The organism is Glutamicibacter sp. BS14 (assembly GCF_056934375.1).
In genome coordinates, this window is sequence record NZ_CM167801.1 from 882304 (window position 1) to 899747 (window position 17444).

The 17444-nt window shown below is 66.6% G+C and carries 15 protein-coding genes; 5 read left to right on the forward strand and 10 right to left on the reverse strand.

Annotated features, from left to right (window positions below; translation table 11 throughout):
* Positions 1-53 precede the first annotated feature (53 nt).
* Genes arsB through AC1Z36_RS04225 form a run of 3 tightly spaced genes read left to right on the forward strand, consistent with a single transcriptional unit; the run spans position 54 to position 3004 of the window.
* Positions 54-1109 (forward strand): ACR3 family arsenite efflux transporter, encoded by a 1056-nt coding sequence (gene arsB / locus AC1Z36_RS04215; RefSeq protein WP_426736093.1) that lies wholly within the window; start codon positions 54-56, stop codon positions 1107-1109.
* Positions 1110-1120: 11 nt separating this feature from the next.
* The gene (locus tag AC1Z36_RS04220) at positions 1121-1534 is read left to right on the forward strand and encodes an arsenate reductase ArsC (protein WP_426736095.1); all 414 of its coding nucleotides are present in this window, start codon (positions 1121-1123) and stop codon (positions 1532-1534) included.
* 42 nt (positions 1535-1576) lie between these two features.
* Entirely contained in the window at positions 1577-3004 is a 1428-nt protein-coding gene (locus AC1Z36_RS04225; RefSeq protein ID WP_483561718.1) for an FAD-dependent oxidoreductase, read from the forward strand.
* 118 nt (positions 3005-3122) lie between these two features.
* Here AC1Z36_RS04225 and AC1Z36_RS04230 read toward each other — a convergent pair whose 3' ends face one another.
* The 4 genes from AC1Z36_RS04230 to AC1Z36_RS04245 are packed head-to-tail and all read right to left on the reverse strand — an operon-like array spanning position 3123 to position 7896.
* Positions 3123-4928, reverse strand: a complete 1806-nt coding sequence (locus AC1Z36_RS04230; RefSeq protein WP_332499368.1) for an ABC transporter permease subunit — start codon at positions 4926-4928, stop codon at positions 3123-3125.
* Positions 4928-6463, reverse strand: a complete 1536-nt coding sequence (locus AC1Z36_RS04235) for an ABC transporter substrate-binding protein (protein WP_402741493.1) — start codon at positions 6461-6463, stop codon at positions 4928-4930. Before AC1Z36_RS04235 ends, AC1Z36_RS04230 begins: the two co-directional genes overlap by 1 nt.
* A gap of 57 nt (positions 6464-6520) precedes the next feature.
* Positions 6521-7195, reverse strand: a complete 675-nt coding sequence (locus AC1Z36_RS04240) for an ATP-binding cassette domain-containing protein (protein ID WP_105658744.1) — start codon at positions 7193-7195, stop codon at positions 6521-6523.
* The gene (locus AC1Z36_RS04245) at positions 7192-7896 is read right to left on the reverse strand and encodes an ATP-binding cassette domain-containing protein (protein WP_105662163.1); all 705 of its coding nucleotides are present in this window, start codon (positions 7894-7896) and stop codon (positions 7192-7194) included. The genes AC1Z36_RS04240 and AC1Z36_RS04245 overlap by 4 nt, the downstream gene beginning before the upstream one ends.
* 196 nt (positions 7897-8092) lie before the next feature.
* Here AC1Z36_RS04245 and AC1Z36_RS04250 point away from each other — a divergent pair, with 196 nt between their 5' ends.
* Together AC1Z36_RS04250 and pstS are read left to right on the forward strand one after the other, a co-directional pair.
* Complete coding sequence (locus AC1Z36_RS04250) at positions 8093-9655, forward strand: FAD-dependent oxidoreductase (protein WP_483561719.1); 1563 nt, start codon at positions 8093-8095, stop codon at positions 9653-9655.
* A gap of 211 nt (positions 9656-9866) precedes the next feature.
* Positions 9867-10943, forward strand: coding sequence for a phosphate ABC transporter substrate-binding protein PstS (gene pstS / locus AC1Z36_RS04255; protein ID WP_365945430.1), 1077 nt, complete (start codon positions 9867-9869; stop codon positions 10941-10943).
* A 54-nt stretch (positions 10944-10997) separates the two neighbouring features.
* On the opposite strand, the gene nhaA is transcribed toward pstS, so the two are convergent.
* From nhaA to AC1Z36_RS04285, 6 genes are all read right to left on the reverse strand, one after another.
* Positions 10998-12275 (reverse strand): Na+/H+ antiporter NhaA, encoded by a 1278-nt coding sequence (gene nhaA, locus AC1Z36_RS04260; RefSeq protein ID WP_332731193.1) that lies wholly within the window; start codon positions 12273-12275, stop codon positions 10998-11000.
* Between the two features lie 86 nt (positions 12276-12361).
* A complete protein-coding gene (locus AC1Z36_RS04265) occupies positions 12362-12523 on the reverse strand; it encodes a hypothetical protein (protein ID WP_166650850.1) in 162 nt (53 codons plus the stop codon).
* A 68-nt stretch (positions 12524-12591) separates the two neighbouring features.
* Positions 12592-13233, reverse strand: coding sequence for a GntR family transcriptional regulator (locus AC1Z36_RS04270; protein WP_483561720.1), 642 nt, complete (start codon positions 13231-13233; stop codon positions 12592-12594).
* An 88-nt stretch (positions 13234-13321) separates the two neighbouring features.
* Positions 13322-14809 carry an FAD-dependent tricarballylate dehydrogenase TcuA gene (tcuA, locus tag AC1Z36_RS04275; protein WP_332595331.1) on the reverse strand — a complete coding sequence of 496 codons (1488 nt, stop codon included), beginning with the start codon at positions 14807-14809 and terminating at the stop codon, positions 13322-13324.
* A 95-nt stretch (positions 14810-14904) separates the two neighbouring features.
* On the reverse strand, positions 14905-15669 hold the full coding sequence (locus AC1Z36_RS04280; RefSeq protein WP_402741496.1) for a response regulator: 765 nt from the start codon (positions 15667-15669) through the stop codon (positions 14905-14907).
* Positions 15662-17299 (reverse strand): sensor histidine kinase, encoded by a 1638-nt coding sequence (locus tag AC1Z36_RS04285; protein ID WP_402741497.1) that lies wholly within the window; start codon positions 17297-17299, stop codon positions 15662-15664. The genes AC1Z36_RS04280 and AC1Z36_RS04285 overlap by 8 nt, the downstream gene beginning before the upstream one ends.
* Positions 17300-17444 lie beyond the last annotated feature (145 nt).

The following is a 17444-nucleotide window of genomic DNA, read 5'->3' on the forward strand; positions in this document are numbered from 1 at the left end:
ATTCTTGGAGTGATGAATCAGTGGCACCCGCGCCTGCGCTAGACACTGCCCCCGTGGCGGCAAAACTTTCCTTCCTGGACCGCTACCTGGCCCTGTGGATCCTGCTGGCCATGGGCGTCGGCTTGGGTCTGGGCCGCATCTTCCCTCAGCTGGGCGAGCTGCTGGACCGCTTCACCGTGGCCGGGGTCTCGGTACCCATCGCCATCGGCCTGCTGGTCATGATGTATCCGGTGCTGGCCAAGGTCCGCTACAACGAAACCGGCCGCGTGCTGGCCGACAAGAAGCTGATGATCACCTCGCTGGTGATCAACTGGGTCCTGGCCCCGGCGTTCATGTTCGTCCTGGCCTGGGTATTCCTGGCAGACCTGCCCGAATACCGCACCGGCCTGATCATTGTGGGCCTGGCCCGCTGCATCGCCATGGTGTTCATCTGGAATGATCTGGCCTGCGGGGACCGGGAAGCGGCCGCGGTGCTGGTGGCCATCAACTCGGTCTTCCAGGTCATCGCCTTCGGTGCCCTGGGCTGGTTCTACCTGCAGCTGCTGCCATCGTGGCTGGGGCTGGAAACCACCAGCGCCGAGTTCTCCATTGCCGCCATCACCGCCTCGGTGCTGGTCTTCCTGGGCATTCCGCTGGTGGCCGGCTACCTGACCCGTACCCTGGGCGAAAAGGCCAAGGGCCGCGACTGGTACGAGGGAAAATTCCTGCCGAAAATCGGGCCGTGGGCACTGTACGGGCTGCTGTTCACCATCGTGCTGCTCTTCGCATTGCAGGGCGATAACATCATCTCCAAGCCCCTGGATGTGCTGCGCATGGCGATCCCGCTGCTGATCTACTTCGTGGTGGTCTTCGGTGCCGGAATGCTCATCGGGCACTGGCTGAAGCTGGGTTACCCGCGCACCACCACTCTGGCGTTCACCGCCGCCGGCAACAACTTCGAGCTGGCCATCGCGGTAGCCATCGCCACCTTCGGTGCCACCAGCGGCCAGGCCCTGGCCGGCGTGGTCGGCCCGCTGATCGAGGTGCCGATCCTGGTTGCCTTGGTCTACGTGGCCCTGTGGTCCCGGAAATTCTTCCCGGCTGTAAGCACTTCGACTACTTCTTCCTAAGGACAACACCCATGACTGCTGCCGAAAAGCCTTCAGTTCTCTTTGTCTGCGTGCACAATGCAGGGCGTTCCCAGATGGCCGCCGCCTTCCTCTCCCACCTGTCCGGAGGGCGCATTGAGGTCCGCTCGGCCGGATCCGCCCCGGCTGATTCGGTCAATCCGGCCGCCGTGGAAGCCATGAAAGAAGTCGGCATCGACATGTCCTTGGAAATCCCCAAGGTGCTGACCACCGAAGCCGTGAAGGACTCCGATGTGGTGATCACTATGGGCTGCGGAGATGCCTGCCCATTCTTCCCGGGCAAGCGCTATGAAGACTGGAAGCTGGAAGACCCCGCAGGGCAGGGCATTGACGGTGTGCGGCCAATCCGTGATGAAATCCGTGCCCGGATTGAGAACCTCATCGCCGACCTGCTGCCGGCCAGCTAAGCGCAGACCGTCTCCAGAATTCCAGTAGCCAAGGAGAAACCCATGCAGGAGAACCTTCCAGTCATCGTCATCGGCGCCGGCCCCATCGGCCTAGCCACCGCCGCCCACCTGCGCGAACGCGGGCTGGAAGTGCTTGTCCTGGAAGCCGGGGACAGCGCCGGCGCCGCAATAGCCCAGTGGTCCCACATCAAGCTCTTCTCCCCATGGCGCTTCAATATCGATGCGGCCGCCCGCCGGCTGCTGGAAACCCCCAGCGAGGGATACGCAGGAGGCTGGGAAGCGCCGCGGATCACCAAGCTTCCCACCGGCGCGGAGTTGGTCAGCGAATATCTCCAGCCGCTGGCCGCCCACCCGGAATTGTCACCGCGCATCCGCTACGGCCACCGCGTGGCGAAGATCAGCCGCGTGCTGGCCGACGGCCGCGGTGCCGACAAGGCACGCACCGCGCACCGCGATGAAGCCCCGTTCCTGGTGCGCACCGAAACTCCTGGCGGCCCGGTGGATCTTCTCGGCCGTGCCGTGGTTGATGCCAGTGGCACCTGGAACCAGCCAAGCCCGGTAGGCCGGGCCGGAATCCAGGCCATCGGCGAAGCGCAGGCGCGCGAGCGCGGCTTCATCATCTGCGGGCTGCCTGATCCGCTGGGCGCCGATGAGCAGGAGCTCGCGGGCAAGAAATTGCTGGTGCTTGGCGCCGGGCATTCGGCGGCGAATACCGTCATTGCCCTGGGCCGGTTGCAGAAGAAGTTCCCGGACACCCGGATCCTCTGGGGCCTGCGCGGGGCGGCCAACCCGATCCGGCTCTACGGTGGCGGAGCTGCTGACCAGCTTCCAGCCCGGGGCCAGCTGGGCACGTCGCTGCGCCGGCTGGTGGAGAACGGCAACGTGGAACTGCTGGAAAATGTCTCCGTCGCTTCGATGAGCGCGGGGGAGCGGCTGTCCGTATCGTTGGCTGACGGACGGGAGCTGGGCGTTGACCGCATCATCGCGGCCACCGGTTTCCGCCCGGATCTGCAGATGCTCTCCGAACTGCGCCTGGACCTGGATGAATGCGTTGAAGCCCCGCGCCAGCTCGGGCCATTGATCGATCCGGAATTCCACAGCTGCGGAACGGTCAGCGCGCACGGCGAAAAGCAATTGGCGCACCCGGAAAAGAACTTCTACATCGTTGGAATGAAGAGCTATGGACGGGCTCCGACGTTCCTGATGGCTACCGGCTACGAGCAGGTGCGCTCCATTGCCGCTGCCTTGTCCGGCGATGCCGACGGGGCAGGCCGGGTTGAACTGGATCTGCCGGAAACCGGGGTCTGCTCCACGGATCTGGGCGGTTCCTGCGATGCCCCCGCGGACGGCGGCACCGCCAGCGGAACCGAGCCCGCCGAAGCGGCCGGCTGCTGCACCTCGCCGCAGCCGGTGAGCCTGGGATTGGCCACAGGAACACGGCACGGCAACAGCGAAGTGGCCGCCCAGTAAGCCTGCTTGGGCAAGGGGCGATCGCCACGGAAACTCGATGGAGCCAAGGGGCAGCGCGGCATATGCCGCGTTGCCCCTTGGCTCCATTTTCTTTCCAGGGCCGGGATAGGCCCGCGTTTCAGCTCACCGGGACCGGCGTGTTCCTGGCCGCCGGATCCTGCTGCGCAGCCGTGCCTCGGGTACCGGCACGCTGCGGCGCCGGGATTCCGGCGAGCGCCACCGCGCACACGGAAGTGAGCACCAGTGCGGTAGCCGGGGCGATGGCAGTCCACGGAGCCCGCTCGACATAGCCGATGCCTTCGGCCAGCAGCAGGCCCCACTCCGGGGTGGGCGGCTGAGCCCCGAGCCCGAGGAATCCGAGGGCAGCCAAAGCCAGTGCCACCCCGGGCAACCGCAGCATCCCGTGCCTCAGCAGGGCCGGAAGCACCGCGGGCAGCAAATGCTGGACCCAGATCCGGCCGCGCGGCACCCCCGAGAGCGGAAGCCAGCGGATATGCGGCATGGCCCGGGCTTCGTCCAGCAGCGAGGCAGCATGCGTGGCCAGCGGAGGCCAGCTGACCCAGAGCACGGCCAGCGCCGCACCGCCCACCGACGGGCCCAGCAGGGCCGCGATGACCACCCCGGCCAGAATCGGCGGAGTCGCGTTGGCAATTACCGCCGGCCCGCGCGAGATCTCGCCTGCTGCCGCTAGCAGCAGGCCGATCAGGATTGCGCAGGCCACGATCACCAGCGCCGGGCCTACCGTGCCCAAGGTTCCGTGGGCCACGCGGGCCAGCAGATCCCGTCCGCTGGAATCGGCGCCGAATGGCAAACCGGCCCCCGGGGCTTGCAGCCTCTGGAAGGCAAGGGTGTAGGGGTCGCGCGGCAGTCCGAAAGCCAGGATGGCCAGCAGCGCGGTGCAGGTGATCGCCGCAGTCCAGCGCTGGATCCTGCCGTTGCCGCGCGCCTCGGGCGGGGCTGGCAGCGATCCTGCGGGCAGGGCGCCGCCGCGCAGCGCGCGCCGGGCCGCTGCGGTGAGCATTCCGATCAGCAGCGCCGATCCCGCCATCAGCAGCAGCCCGGCCTGCAAGGCGGGAATATCCTGCGCATTGGCCGCCCCGAGCAGATAGCGGCCAAGTCCGGGCACCGCGAAGACCTGCTCTACGGCCACGGCGCCGCCGAGCAAGCCGATGAACACCAGGCCGAGCTGGTCGATGACTGCCGCGGCGGCCCGGCGCAGCACCCCGGAGAGGATGGCCGGCGCCGGAGCTCCGGCCAGGTGCCAGATCCCGGCCCAGCGTTCGGCGGCCACCGAGGCGATGGCGTCGGCCAGCAGCCGGCCGAGTAATCCGCCGGCCGGGATGCCCAGGGCCAGCGCGGGCAGGATCGCGGTGTCCAGCCCGGTCCACCCGTAGGGCGGAAGCCATTGCAGCTGCACCGCCACCAGTACCAGCAGCAAGCTGGCCAGCAGGAATTCGGGCAAGGCGGTCAGCGCCACGCCCAGCGGCCCGGAACCTGAATGCTGCCGGTTGCGCAGCACGCGCAGCGCGGCGGGCAGCACCAGGGCGAAGGCCACGGCGAGCGCGATGATGGTGGCGAAGGCGGTGAGCGTGGCGGAGACCGACAGGGCCCGCCAGGCGCCGGGAGCGATTTCTGCCCCGCTGACCCAGGAGCTGCCCAGATCCCCGTGCAGCACCCCGGACCACCAGTGCAGGCTGGTGGCCAGCGGGCCCTGGTCCAGGCCCAGCTGCGCGCGCACGGAGGCCAACGCCTGCTCGGTGGGTTCCAGTTCGGCATAGCGTGCGCGCAGCACCGCGGCGGCCGGGTCCGTGCGCGAAAGCCAGGGCAGCGCGCCGGCTACCAGCAGCAGGGCCAGCGCGCTGAGCAGGCAGGATGCGAAGGACGGCCAGGAGAGGCGCCGCGCCTTCAGGGCGAACCAGTTCATCAGCGTTGCGGCTCCTGCTCGCTGTCCAGGCGGGTCTGCGCAGTGATCAGCTCGCGTTCGCGCGGATCCTGCGCGGCATCGCGCACGGCGGGGCCCTCGCCTTGGATCACGCGTTCGTGCAGCAGCGCGATGGCCGCGTCGGTGCCCAGGATCCGGGCTTCGGCCAGCATGATCTGCTGCTGGCGCTGTTCCCCGGCTTCGGTTTCCGAGGCCCGGGCGATGGCCTGGTCCACGTCCTTGTCGCAGAGCTGGGCGATGGCGAAGCCGCCTTCGCAGGTGAAGTCGGAGGCGAAGTACGCGACCGGGTCCCCGGAATCCAGCACGGTGGCGCGCGAGAGGATGAAGGCATCGAAGGCGCCGTCCAGTGCGTCGGCCTCGATGTACTGGTATTCGCGCACATCCTGCTTCACGATGAATCCGGCCGCTTCCAGCTGCTGCTCCAGGATCACCGCGACTTCTGGCAGTTCGGCGCGGTCGGTGAAGGTGCCCAGGGTGATTTCCACGTCCTTGACCTTGGCTGGTTCGGCACGCTGGGCCAGCAGCTGCCGGTATTCTCCAGAATCGCGCAGCCCGGCGGCGTAGGGCAGGGCCGGGCCGAGCAGGCCCTCGGCTATATCGGCGCGGTTCTCGTACACCGACTCCACGATGGCCGCCCGGTCGATGGCTTCGCGGGCCGCGGCGCGCACCGCCGGGTCGGCGAACGGGCCCTTCTCGGTGTTCAGGTACAGCGTGTTGGTGCGCGGCATCGGCACTTCGGTGAGCAGCTCCTGGTCCACCGTGGCGGCCTGCCCGGCGGGGATGGCCTCGATGACATCTGCTTCCGAGGTGCGCAGCGCGGCGGCGCGGGCGGTGCCATCGGGCACGAACTTCACGTCGATGCCCGAGGCTGCGGCCTTTTCGCCCCAGTAGCCCTCGTACCGGTCCAGGGTGGCCCCGGAAATCCCGTCTACGTCCACGATCTGGAAGGGGCCGGTGCCGTGGCCGGCCGGATCCACCCCGTTGGCGGTGTAGGCTTCGGCGGCGAAGATGGCCAGCTGCGGGCTGGAGAGCCGCTGGGGCAACAGCGGGTCGGGGTCCGCGGTGGTGATCCGCAGTCCGTGCTCCCCGCGCACCGCGACCTTCAATGCGGTTCCGTTCAGGATGCGCGGCACCGGGGTCGAGTCGATGGCCCGCTGCAAGGAGTTCGCCACCGTTTGGGCGGTCAGCGGCTGGCCGTTGTGGAAGCTGACGCCTTCGCGGATCTCGAAGTCCCAGGCTAGCTCGCCGCTGCGTTCCCAGCTGGTAGCCAATGCCGGCTGGGCGTCCCCGGACGCGTCGAGATTGACCAGGGTTTCGGCGGTGGACCAGCGCGAGAGCTTGAACGCGTCGTCGCTGAGCGGGCTGAGCCCGGAGCGGGGCGGCTGCATGTGGGCTACGGAGATGCGGTCGGTGCTTCCGGCCTGCTCGGCGGCCGCGGAGAAGCAGCCGCTGAGGGCAAGTGCCCCGGCCAGCGGGATGGTGAGCAAAGCCAGGGTCTTGGGGCGGGGTCGATTCATGGGTGCGAGGTCCTTGGGGATGGGTGATCGGTGATGGGTGATCAGCTGGTGGGCGGGTTATCGGGACGGTGGGCGGATGGCGATGGTGCGCGAGCATTGCGCGGCCAGCTGCGGGTCATGGGTGATCAGCAGCAAGGCAATGCCCGAGTTGGCGGCGGTGGAGAGCAGCTGGCCGGCGACTGCCTGGGCGGTGTCCGGATCCAGGGCGCTGGTCGGCTCGTCCGCCACCAGCACCGAGGGGTTCACTGCCACGGCGCGGGCCAGCGCGGCCCGCTGCAACTGTCCTCCGGAGAGCTGGTGCGGGCGCCGATCCAGCAGTGCCGTGTCGAATTGCGCCAGCTCGGCAGCCCGGTCGATGCCCGTTCCGGGGCCGGCTGGGGGAGCCAGCCGGTGGATGGCCTGCTGCAGCGAGGTGCGGATGCTCCAGCGCGGCACGAAGGCGGCGGCAGGATCCTGGGGCACGCCCTGGACCAGCCGGCGGCGTGCTGGCGCGTGGCTGCGCTTCGGTGCGCTCCAGTGCTGGCCCAGCACGCGGATTTCTCCGGAGTCCGGCAGTTCCAGGCCCAGCACGATGTCGGCAAGGGTGGATTTTCCGGCGCCGGATGGCCCGGTGACGGCCACCGATTCGCCCGGGGCCAGCGTGAAGCCAAGGGGCTCCAGGACCAGTCGGCGGGCTGCGCCGTGCCCGCGCAGTGCGCTGAGCGCGGATACTTCCAATGCGGGGATGCTCAAGCCGGTACCCGTTCCAGCCGGGGCGCGCGGGTGCTGGCGATCTTCCCGGAGTCCAGGACCAGGTGCCGGGTGGCCAGCGCCTGGGCAACTGCCGCGTCGTGGGTGACCAGCACCAGGGCCTGTTGCTGGCCCAGCAGGGTGCCCAGCAGTTCCAGGATGAGGTCCCGGGCGGTGTGGTCCAGGGCGCTGGTCGGTTCATCGGCAAGGATCACCGGGGCCTGGCTGAGCACGGCCAGGGCTATGGCGGCGCGCTGTGCTTGCCCTCCGGAGAGTTCTGCGGGACGTCGTGCGAGCAGTTGCGGATCGCCCAGCCCGGCGTCTTGCAGGATGCCGCGGACTTGCTGCGCGCTGGCGCCGGTGGCCTTGCGCAGTTGCCGTCCCAGCGGCAGCAGCGGATGCAGGGCGTCCTGGCCGCGCTGCGGGATGTAGCCGATGCGCGTTGATCCGGGAGTGCGGGTTCCGGTGAATTCCAGTCCGGGTGCCCAGTTCCCGGTGATCATCGACAGCAGCAGCGACTTGCCAGCACCCGACGGGCCGGTGATGACCACGCGCTCGCCGGGAAGAAGCATGAACTCCTCGACGTCGAGCAGCGGGCTGGCGGCGCCGGGCAGTCCCAGGCGCGCGTTACGCAGGCACAAGGCCGGGCTGGGCGGCAGTGGGGCGCGGGGCTGGCGGGCGAGCCCGGGCTCTTCAAGAGTCATAATGAGAATCATTATCACTTAAGTTTTCTCGGCAGCGCAAATCAGCCTGCGGAATCGGCAAGGCGGCCGTGGCGGGCCGCGGCTGCTGGCCAAGCTGGGTGAATTCGCCTAATTTTTCGTGGCCGTACCGAACCTCGGCGCTTGTGCATACCGTGGAATCAGGGTGCGGCAGCAAACTGAGCAAGAGGAGAAAGCGATGATGGAGTCGTTATGGCAGGCGAAGCGTTCTTCCGGTGGAGCCGACCAATTCCAGCCGGGCGCAACCCATGACGCCATCGTCGTAGGCGCGGGGCTGACCGGGCTGGCCACCGCCGTGCTGCTGAGCCGGGCCGGATTGAGCGTCACGGTACTCGAAGCCAGGTTCGCCGGGGCCGGAACAACAGGAGCGAGCACCGCGAAGCTCAGCTTGCTGCAGGGCACGGTGCTCTCCGGGATCCGGGAGCATTGTTCCCAAGAGGTTGTGGACGCCTATGTCCAGGGGAATCTCGAAGGGCAGTCGTGGTTGTTGCGCTATCTGGAGGAGCGGGATGTCGCCGTGCAGCGGCGGGATGCCTACACGTACACCGAAGCCGAATCCGGACGTGCCAGTCTGGAGAAGGAAGCCGAGGCAGCCCGCAGCGCCGGGGTGGAGGCCAGCTGGTGCGGCCCGGACATCGGATTGCCGTTTCCCGTGGCCGCGGCGCTGGCCCTGCCTGGCCAGGCGCAATTCAACCCCATGGAAGTGCTCCAGGCCTTGGCCAGCGACCTGCGCTCGCGCGGGGGCAGAATCGTCGATGGCGTCAGGGTGCGTGATGCCAGCGCCGGCGCCCTGGCCACAGTGCATACCAGCCAAGGCGAGAACCGTGCCCAGCAGGTCATCCTGGCCACGGGTATCCCCATCCTGGATCGGGGACTGTATTTCGCCAAAGTCGAGCCATCGCGCTCCTACGTGGTCGCGTATCGAATTGATGCAGCCGCCGGTGCGCTGCCCCAGGGAATGTACCTGTCCATCGACCAGCCAGCACGTTCGCTGCGGACGGTTCCTCTCGACGGGCAGGAGCTGCTGCTGGTGGGCGGCAACGGCCATCCGGTGGGCCAGCAGCTCTCCGAGCTCGGCCAGCTCAAGGACCTGGATATCTGGACCAGAAGGCATTTCCCCGGGGCCGAACTCGCCGGCCAATGGTCGGCGCAGGACTACAGATCGGCCAATATGGTTCCGTTCGTTGGCCAATTGCCCCGCGGGGGAGGGAACATCCATGTGGCCACGGGCTACAACAAGTGGGGGATGGCCAATGCGATTGCCGCCGCCCTCCAGCTCAGCGCGAACATCCTCGGCGGAAATATCGCCTGGACGCAGGCGTTGTCGCAGCGCGCGACCACCCCGGCCGACCTGGTCGCCGGGGCGAAGATCAACTCCCGGGTTGCTGGAAAACTCGTAGAGGGATGGAAACGCTCGCTGCTTGGCGAAGCAGGCAAGGGCGCCGCGCAGGATGCAGGCGGCGTGTTTGGCGAGGAGCGGACTCCGCCCGCCGAGGGCCAAGGTCTGGTGCTGCGCGAGGGCCTGCGCCCGGTCGCCGTGTCCACAATGGTCGGGGCCACCTGCCGGGTGTCCGGGATCTGCACTCATCTAGGTGGCGTGCTGTCGTGGAATGACGCGGAGAAATCCTGGGATTGCCCGCTGCACGGGTCCAGGTTCAGTCCGGCCGGGGAAGTTTTGGAGGGGCCGGCGACGCAGGACCTCGCTGCTATCGACTCGGCAACTGGCACCGGCGGGGATTAGGAGACTGGGAAACACAGTTCAACGCCCGCGGGCCCGCCGAGTATTCATCGGCTGTGGCCAGGGAATGATTTCGGAAAGTGCAGGGATGATGATTCACTGGAATTTCAAGTACACCCGCCGTTCACATTGGACCCCAGGAGAAGTTTTGCGAACCACCGGACCTGCCCGGCCACCTCTGCCTCGAACCGCCGCTTTCACCGCGATTGCCAGCATGGGCCTGGTCCTGCTGCTTTCGGGCTGCGGGTCGGACTACCCGCTGGGAGAAGAGCAGCGCAAGGCCGCTGAATCGAATAGCTCTAGCCTCCAAGGCACGCTGACCGGCGGCGGATCAACCGCGCAGAATTCCGCCATGAACGCCTGGACCACCGAATTCTCCACCATGCACCCCCAGGTCCAGGTGCAGTACGCCTCGGTGGGCTCCGGCGCCGGACGCGCCGGGCTCCTGGCAGGCGGCACCGAATTCGCCGGATCCGACGCTTACCTGAAGGAAGAGGAAGTCCAGCGCTCCATCGAGACCTGCGGCCCGCAGGGCGCGATCAATATCCCGGCGTATATTTCCCCGATCAGCATTGCCTTCAACCTGCCGGGCATCAAGGAATTGAACATGGATGCCCCAACGATCGCCAGGATCTTCTCCGGTGAGATCCGCTCCTGGCAGGACCCGGCCATCGCCCAGCTGAACCCGCAGGTCCAGCTGCCCGACCTGCCGATCACCGGGGTGGCGCGCGCCGACGATTCGGGCACGACCGAGAACTTCACCGAGTACCTGCATGCGGTTGCTCCCGAAGCCTGGCCGCACGAGCCGGATGGCGGCTGGCCGGATGCCACCGGCCTGGAGAAGGCCCAGGGCAATGCCGGTGTGGTGACCACCGTGACCCGCGCCGTGGGCGCGGTCACCTATGCCGATGACTCCCTGGTGGATAAGTCGCTGGGCAAGGTGAAGCTGAAGGTCGGCGAGGAATTCGTGGCAGTCAGCGGGGAATCAGCGGCCAAGGCAGTGGCCGAATCGGAACGGGTCCACGGCCGCGGTGAGCACGATATCGCTCTGGAGCTGGACCGCAAGACCACCGCCGCCGGCGCGTACCCGATGGTGCTGGTCTCCTACCTGCTGTTCTGCAGCGGCTACGAGGATCCGCAGACCGTGGAACTGGCCAAGACCTTCGGCCAGTACGTCGTCAGCGACCAGGGGCAGAAGACCGCAGCCGACTCGGCCAAGAGCGCGCCGATGCCGCAGCAGCTGGCCGAAGATGCCCGCGAAGCCATCGATTCGATCACCGCGCGCTCCTGATTCGGGCGAACAGCCCTGCTGCATCCATCCGCAGGAAGGATGCAGCAGGGCTAGCTATGCAGCAGTCTTGGCCGCCGCGCGGTACGCGCGATTTCGCGACCCGAGCAGCGCCGCGCCGATGACCGCGGCCAGCAGCGAACCGCACAGCACCCCGACCTTCACGTACTGCGCTTCCTCGCCGCCCTGGCCGAAGGCCAGCTCGCCGACCAGCAGGGAGACGGTGAAGCCGATGCCTGCCACGAAGGACAGCCCCAGCACATCAGGCCATTTGATGCTGCCATCCAGCTTGATTCCCGGGAGCCTGGTGACCAGGAAGGTGGCGGCGGTGATGCCCATCGACTTGCCCAGCACCAGGCCGGCAATGATGCCCAGTGCCACCGGGCTGGCCAGCGCTTCGCCCAGTCCGGACAGGCCGCCGACCGGAACACCGGCAGCGAAGAAGGCGAACACCGGAATGGCGATGATGGATGAGGGAATGGACCACCGGTCCGCGAAGTGGGCGGCCAGGCCTTCGTGGATCACTTCGCCCTGCTCGGTGCTCCCGGTGCGCACATGCGCCCGCTGGGTGGCAATCACCGGAACCATGAAGCCCAGCAGCACGCCGGCCACCGTGGCGTGGATTCCCGAGGCATGCACCAATGCCCAGACGGTGGCGCCGAGCGGGATCAGGACCCACCAGGCGCGGACCCCGCGCTGCACTGCCAGCGCGAATGCCGCCAGTGGCAGCAGCGCGAGGAGCAGCGGCAGCCAGGCCAGGTCATCGGTGTAGAAAATGGCGATGATGGAAATGGCCAGCAGGTCATCGACCACCGCCAGCGTGAGCAGGAAGGTGCGCAGGGCAGGGGGCAGGAACTTGCCCACCACTGCGATCACGGCGATCGCGAAGGCGATATCAGTGGCTGCGGGGATTGCCCAGCCGTTGATGGCGGAGCTTCCCGATGCGGAGATGACAAGGACATAGAACAGTGCCGGCAGCGCCACGCCGCCTACGGCTGCGGCCACCGGAACGATCGCCGTGCGCGGATTGCGCAATTTGCCGACAACGAATTCTTCCTTGAGTTCCAAGCCGACAACGAAGAAGAAGATGGCGAGCAGGCCGTCAGCGGCCCAGGCTCCGACCGAGAGATTCAAGTGCAGGGACTCGGGGCCGAAACGGAAGTCGCGCAACCCCTCGTACCATGGGGCTGCAGGGGAATTGGCCAGGACCAAGGCGGCGAGGGTGGCGCAGAGCAGCAGCAGCCCGCCCATCGAGTCCTGCTTGAGGGTTTGGCGGATTCCACGCCACAGGGCGTGGGGTGCTTGGCGGGATACGCCAGTTGAGGGGTATGGCAAAGTAACGGGTCTTTCTGGGATCCGGGAAAAGGGCACGAGGGCGCGCGGAATCCACCGGAGAAAAACCAGGAATCGGGACCGCGCAACTAGTGGCGCGGTGGCGGGCAGCCGGCGATCTCGCCGTGGGCGTTGGTTCCCCAGGAACTCAACCACCCATTGGTGCCGCTGGCTAGCTTGGTCAGCAGTTTTCCCTTGGGGAAAACGGCAGCGAGAAGCCGCTGCGCATGCGTTGAGACAACCAGAGCCATGCTTCCAGTCTACAGACCAGCGATGCATTGGCCTAACTCGAGACGTCCCGGCTGCCGTGGGCCCGACGCTAATGCATCAGGCTGGCGAACATCTTCAAGCGCAGCGCCTTGGCGGTGGCCATGTGCGCCTGGATGAGTCCGCTGGCCTTGGCGCTGTCGCGCTCGCGGATGTTGTCCACGATGCACTGGTGCTCATCCAGGGATTCGGTCCACCGCGAGCCAACCGAGAGCGTGGATGTCGGGGCATGGATCTGGTGGGTGGCCAGGCGCTCCAGCAGATCCTCCAGCACCGGGTTGTGCGCGGCGCGCCAGAGCGCGCGGTGGAACTCGATGTTGGTGGCCAAGCGGGTGGCGTCATCTGGTTCGGCCAGTGCGCGGTCCCGGTCAACCAGGGCCTGCAGCCGCATCAGGTCCACTTCGGTGCGCATCGAGGCGGCTTCCTGGGCGGCCTGGCCTTCGAGCAGGATGCGCAGGTCGTAGACCTGCATGATCTGTTCGGGGTCGATTTCCTTGACGAAAAGACCGCGGGCGCGGCGCTCCAGCAGCCCTTCATGCAGCAGGCGGGTCAGGGCTTCGCGCACCGGGGTGCGGGAAACTCCAAAGCGTTCTGCCAGGGCGACCTCGCGCAGGGCATCCCCGGGCTGGAATGCGCCTTGCAGCAAGTCGTCCTTGAGCTGGGCATGGATTGAATCCGAATCGAGCTTGGCCATGATCCCCATTCTCGTCTAAGGCTGGATGGCGGGTAAAACCATTGTTCCGCCAGTACAGGCGTACTGGCGGAACAATGGGATTTAGTACTTAGGCAAGGTTACCGGCACGCCGGCCGAAGACCACACCGGCAGCCAGGCCGGAACCGCCCGGGTAGTTGGCCGAGAACAGGCCGCCGAGCATTTCGCCGCAGACGTACAGGCCTTGGATGATCTCGCCGTTCTCGTCCAGCACCTGGCCGTCGGTGTTGCCCTTCAGGCCACCGAAGGTGAAGGTGATGCCGCAGGTGACCGGGTAGGCGTAGAACGGGCCGGTCTCAAGCGGGTTGGCCCAGTTGCTCTTAGGCGGAGTTACCTTCGCGGCGCGCCCATCGAGCACGTTCGGGTCGTAGGCGATGGAGGTGTCGATGGAAGCATTGAATTCCGAGACGGTCTTGGATAGCGCCGCTGGATCCACGCCGATCTTCTGCGCCAATTCCTCAACGGTGTCGGCGATGACCTCGGAGATCTCCGGCATCTCGTACTCTTCGGCGCGCAGCATCGGACGCAGCGAAGCGTCGAAGACCTGGTAGGCGATGGAGTCCGGCTGCTGCAGGATCACCTTGCCGTACTTGGCGTAGGTCAGGTTGCGGAAGTCCGCGCCTTCATCCAGGAAGCGCTCGCCGCGGTTGTTCACGATGATCCCCAACGGGTAGGACTGGCGGGTCAGGCGGTTGGTCAGCTCGCGGTTGGATTCGTTCTTCGGGGTCAGCGCGTCCCATTGGACCGAGTGGCAGGTGCTCCAGTCCCCGCCCTTGGCAGCGCCGATTTCCAGGCCGGCGGCCAGCATCTCGCCATTGTTGAATGGGGTGCCGCGGACCTTGGCATTCTGCCAGCCTTCGCCCAGGTGCTCCTGGCGCCATTGCGGGCTGGATTCGAAGCCGCCAGCGCCGAGGATGACCGACTCGGCGCGCAGTTCCTGCTCTTCGCCGTTGGCGCGGACCTTGACGCCCACCACCTTGCCCTCTTCCACGATCAGGCCGTAGACGTCCTGCTCGAAACGGACTTCGGTGCCCAGCTTCTGGGCTACTTCCAGGTGGTCCTTCATCAGGCCTTCGCCGCCGTCGACGTTGCCCACGTGCAGGCCGCCCCAGAACAGGTAGCCGCCCTCGGGGGTCTTGTAGGTCTGGCGTTCGTACATCAGCCGGTACTTCAGGCCCAGGGATTTGAGCCAGCGCAGGCCGGGTGCTGCTTCCTTGACCAGGACTTCGGTCATTTCCTTGTCGTTGCGGCCTTCGGTTACCTTGGCGATGTCGCCGGCGTAGTCGGCCTCGGAGTAGGGCGGAACTTCGGAGAGCGGGTGGCGCTCATCGAATTCGACCAGGTCCTGCAGGTCTTCCAGGCCGTTGTGCGCGATGCGGGTTGCACCTGCGGTGTAGTAGCTGTTGCCGCCGAACTGGTCGCGCGGAGCCTTTTCCAGGAGCAGAACCTTGCGGCCGCGGGTCACTGCCGCGTGTGCTGCGGTGAAGGCCGCGTTGCCGCCGCCGACCACGATGACGTCTGCGACGTTGGCAGCGGTTTCCTGAGCATGGGTTGTCATGAGATGGCCTTTCGGAAATGAAGACGTGGGAAAACGTGGATCCGAAATTAGTGTATACACTAATGTGCATTAAAAGCCAGTGGAGTGCAGGAAATTTAGCCGACCCACGAATACCGGTGCTCGGGACGGCCTGCCGAACCGTAGCGCGGACGCAGCTGGGCCTTGCCCGCCGTGACCAGGAAGTCCAGGTAACGCCGGGCGCTGACCCGGGAGATCCCGCAAATTTCGGCAACCTCCAAGGAAGACAGGGTGCCATCCGGATGGCCCGGTGCGCTGCGCAAGGCTTCTCCGACCAGTGCCATGGTGGGCGCGGTGAAGCCCTTGGGCAATCGTTCGGTCTGGGCGCCGGTGACGGCCCCGGGGGCCAGTTCGAGGACTTCGGGGATCCTGGCATCCCCTCGTCCACTGGCGGCCTGGAGCAGCTGGTCGATCTCGGCCTGGCCCAGCTCGTCGATCTGCTCCTCTGGCTGCGCCACCGCTCCGGGCTGCTCCGAAACGCGCTGGGCATAGAGCGCCAGACGCTGCTTGAACTCGTCCACGGTGAAGGGCTTGACCAGGTAATCCTCGACGCCGTGGCCCACTGCTTGGCGCACCGCATCGCGTTCATTGTTGGCGGTAATCATGATGACGTGCGCGTCGGACCCAGCTGCGCGCAGCTGGGCCAAGACTTCCAGCCCGGTCAGATCCGGCAGGTGCACATCGAGCAAGACCAGATCCACCTGCCCGGATTGCACAAAGGGAACCACGCCGGAACCGCGCTCCAGCACGCCGACCACTTCAAAATGCTCCATGCCCTGCAGGTAGCGGCGATGCAGCCCGGCCACTGCGAAGTCGTCATCGACCACGAGTGTCTTAATCATTGAAGTAATCTCCTTGCGCGGGAACGGGAATGCTCTGCTTAACCATAGGTCGCTTCGACGGAGGCCAGGCGACGATGACCTCGGCTCCGCCCAGATCACTGGACCCGAACTTCAGCACGCCACCGCGCCGGGTCCGGATGCGGTCAACCAGGGCCAAGCCGATGCCCCGTCCGTGGACTGCTCCCGGCGCCCCGGTTTTGCTGCTGTAGCCAAGCTGCACCAGGCGGGCCGCGTCGCCTTCCTTGATGCCCGGGCCGGAATCGCTGACCGCGATGCGCATGCCGGTGGGCCCGGCGTTCAAGTGCAATGACACCACGCCGCCATCGCCGGCGGCCTCGATGGCGTTGGCCAGCAGGTTCGAGGCGACGGTGATGGCATCGTCGTCAATCGCGGTTCCGGGAACCACCGCGGAGAAAGGATTAAGCTCCAGCCGGACCCCGGCTTCGCTGGCCACGGCCTGCTTGGCAACGAATAGCGCTGACAGGGTGGGGTCGCCCAGATGCGTTTCCGGATGCTCGCCGCGAGCGCCGGAGAAACGCTGGATATGCTCCTTGGCTTCTTCGTATTCGCCGATGGACATCAGCCCCGAGAGCAGGTGCAAGCGGTTGGTGAATTCGTGGGCCTGGGCGCGCAGCGTATCGGCCAAGGACCTCTGGCCGCGCAACTCGCGCAAGGTCTCTTCCAGCTCGGTATGGTCGGTCAAGGTCAGGGTGCGTCCATAGTGCTTGGGACCCAGCATCGCCTCGCGGCGGGTGGCAATCAGCACCCGTTCTCCGGAAAGCACGTTCTGCACCGATTCGGCCTCGGGGGAGTCGCTGCGCAGCAGGTCCACCAGGCTCTGGTCCAGGACCTCTTCGGCTTGCTGGCCCACAGTGTCCTCGGGAAGGTCCAGCAGCCGGCGCGCTTCTCCGTTGACCAAGGTGAGCCGGCCATTGCCATCCACGCCCAGCACGCCGTCGCTGACTCCGTAGAGCACCGCCTGCTGCGCCTGCTTCAGCGAATCCACCTCTTCGGGATCAACCCGATAGATCCTGCGGATGGCCCGTTCGGCCAGCGCGGCCGCCAGGGAGCCGATGGCCACGGCCAGGATAATCCACGGCGCGAATGCCCAGACGATATCAACCAGGCTGGCGCGCACCTTGCTTTGCAGGATGCCCACGGAGATGGTGCCAACGATCTTCCCCTCATCGAAGACCGGTTGCTTCACCCGCAGGGTGACGCCCAGGGGGCCTTCCTCCACGCCCCTGAAGGTTTCGCCGTTGCGGATGGATTCATGATCCGAGGAAACCGGCTGGCCGATGGACCCGGGATCGGGGTGGGCCACGCGGATGCCGTTCAGATCGGCAATGGTCACATAGTCCACTCCGGATGCCGATTCGGCCAGGTGGGCCAGCGGTGCGACGACTTCGGCTGCGTTTCCGGGATCCTCGGCCAGCGCGTGGCCAATCGGGGCCAGCTGGGCCGTTTCCTCGGCCACCAGGGCGACGCGGCTGAAAGCGCTGTCCTCCACCCGGTTGATCTCGAAGCGCATCACGATCACCGAAACTGCCAGCAGCGTGATCAGCACGATGGCTAATTGCAGGAACAGGATGCGAACGCGGAAGCGCTGGCTGTTCTTTATCCATTGCATGGTGGACCCGCTTGCTCCCGTTGTTTTTATTTTCTTAATTGCCCGTTATGACCAGAACCGCATTCCCGATGTGTTTCGGCTCACTTTGACTGCACACTGGGAAAGGCCGCACCGGGAATCGGTGAGGTGAATCACTAACAATGAG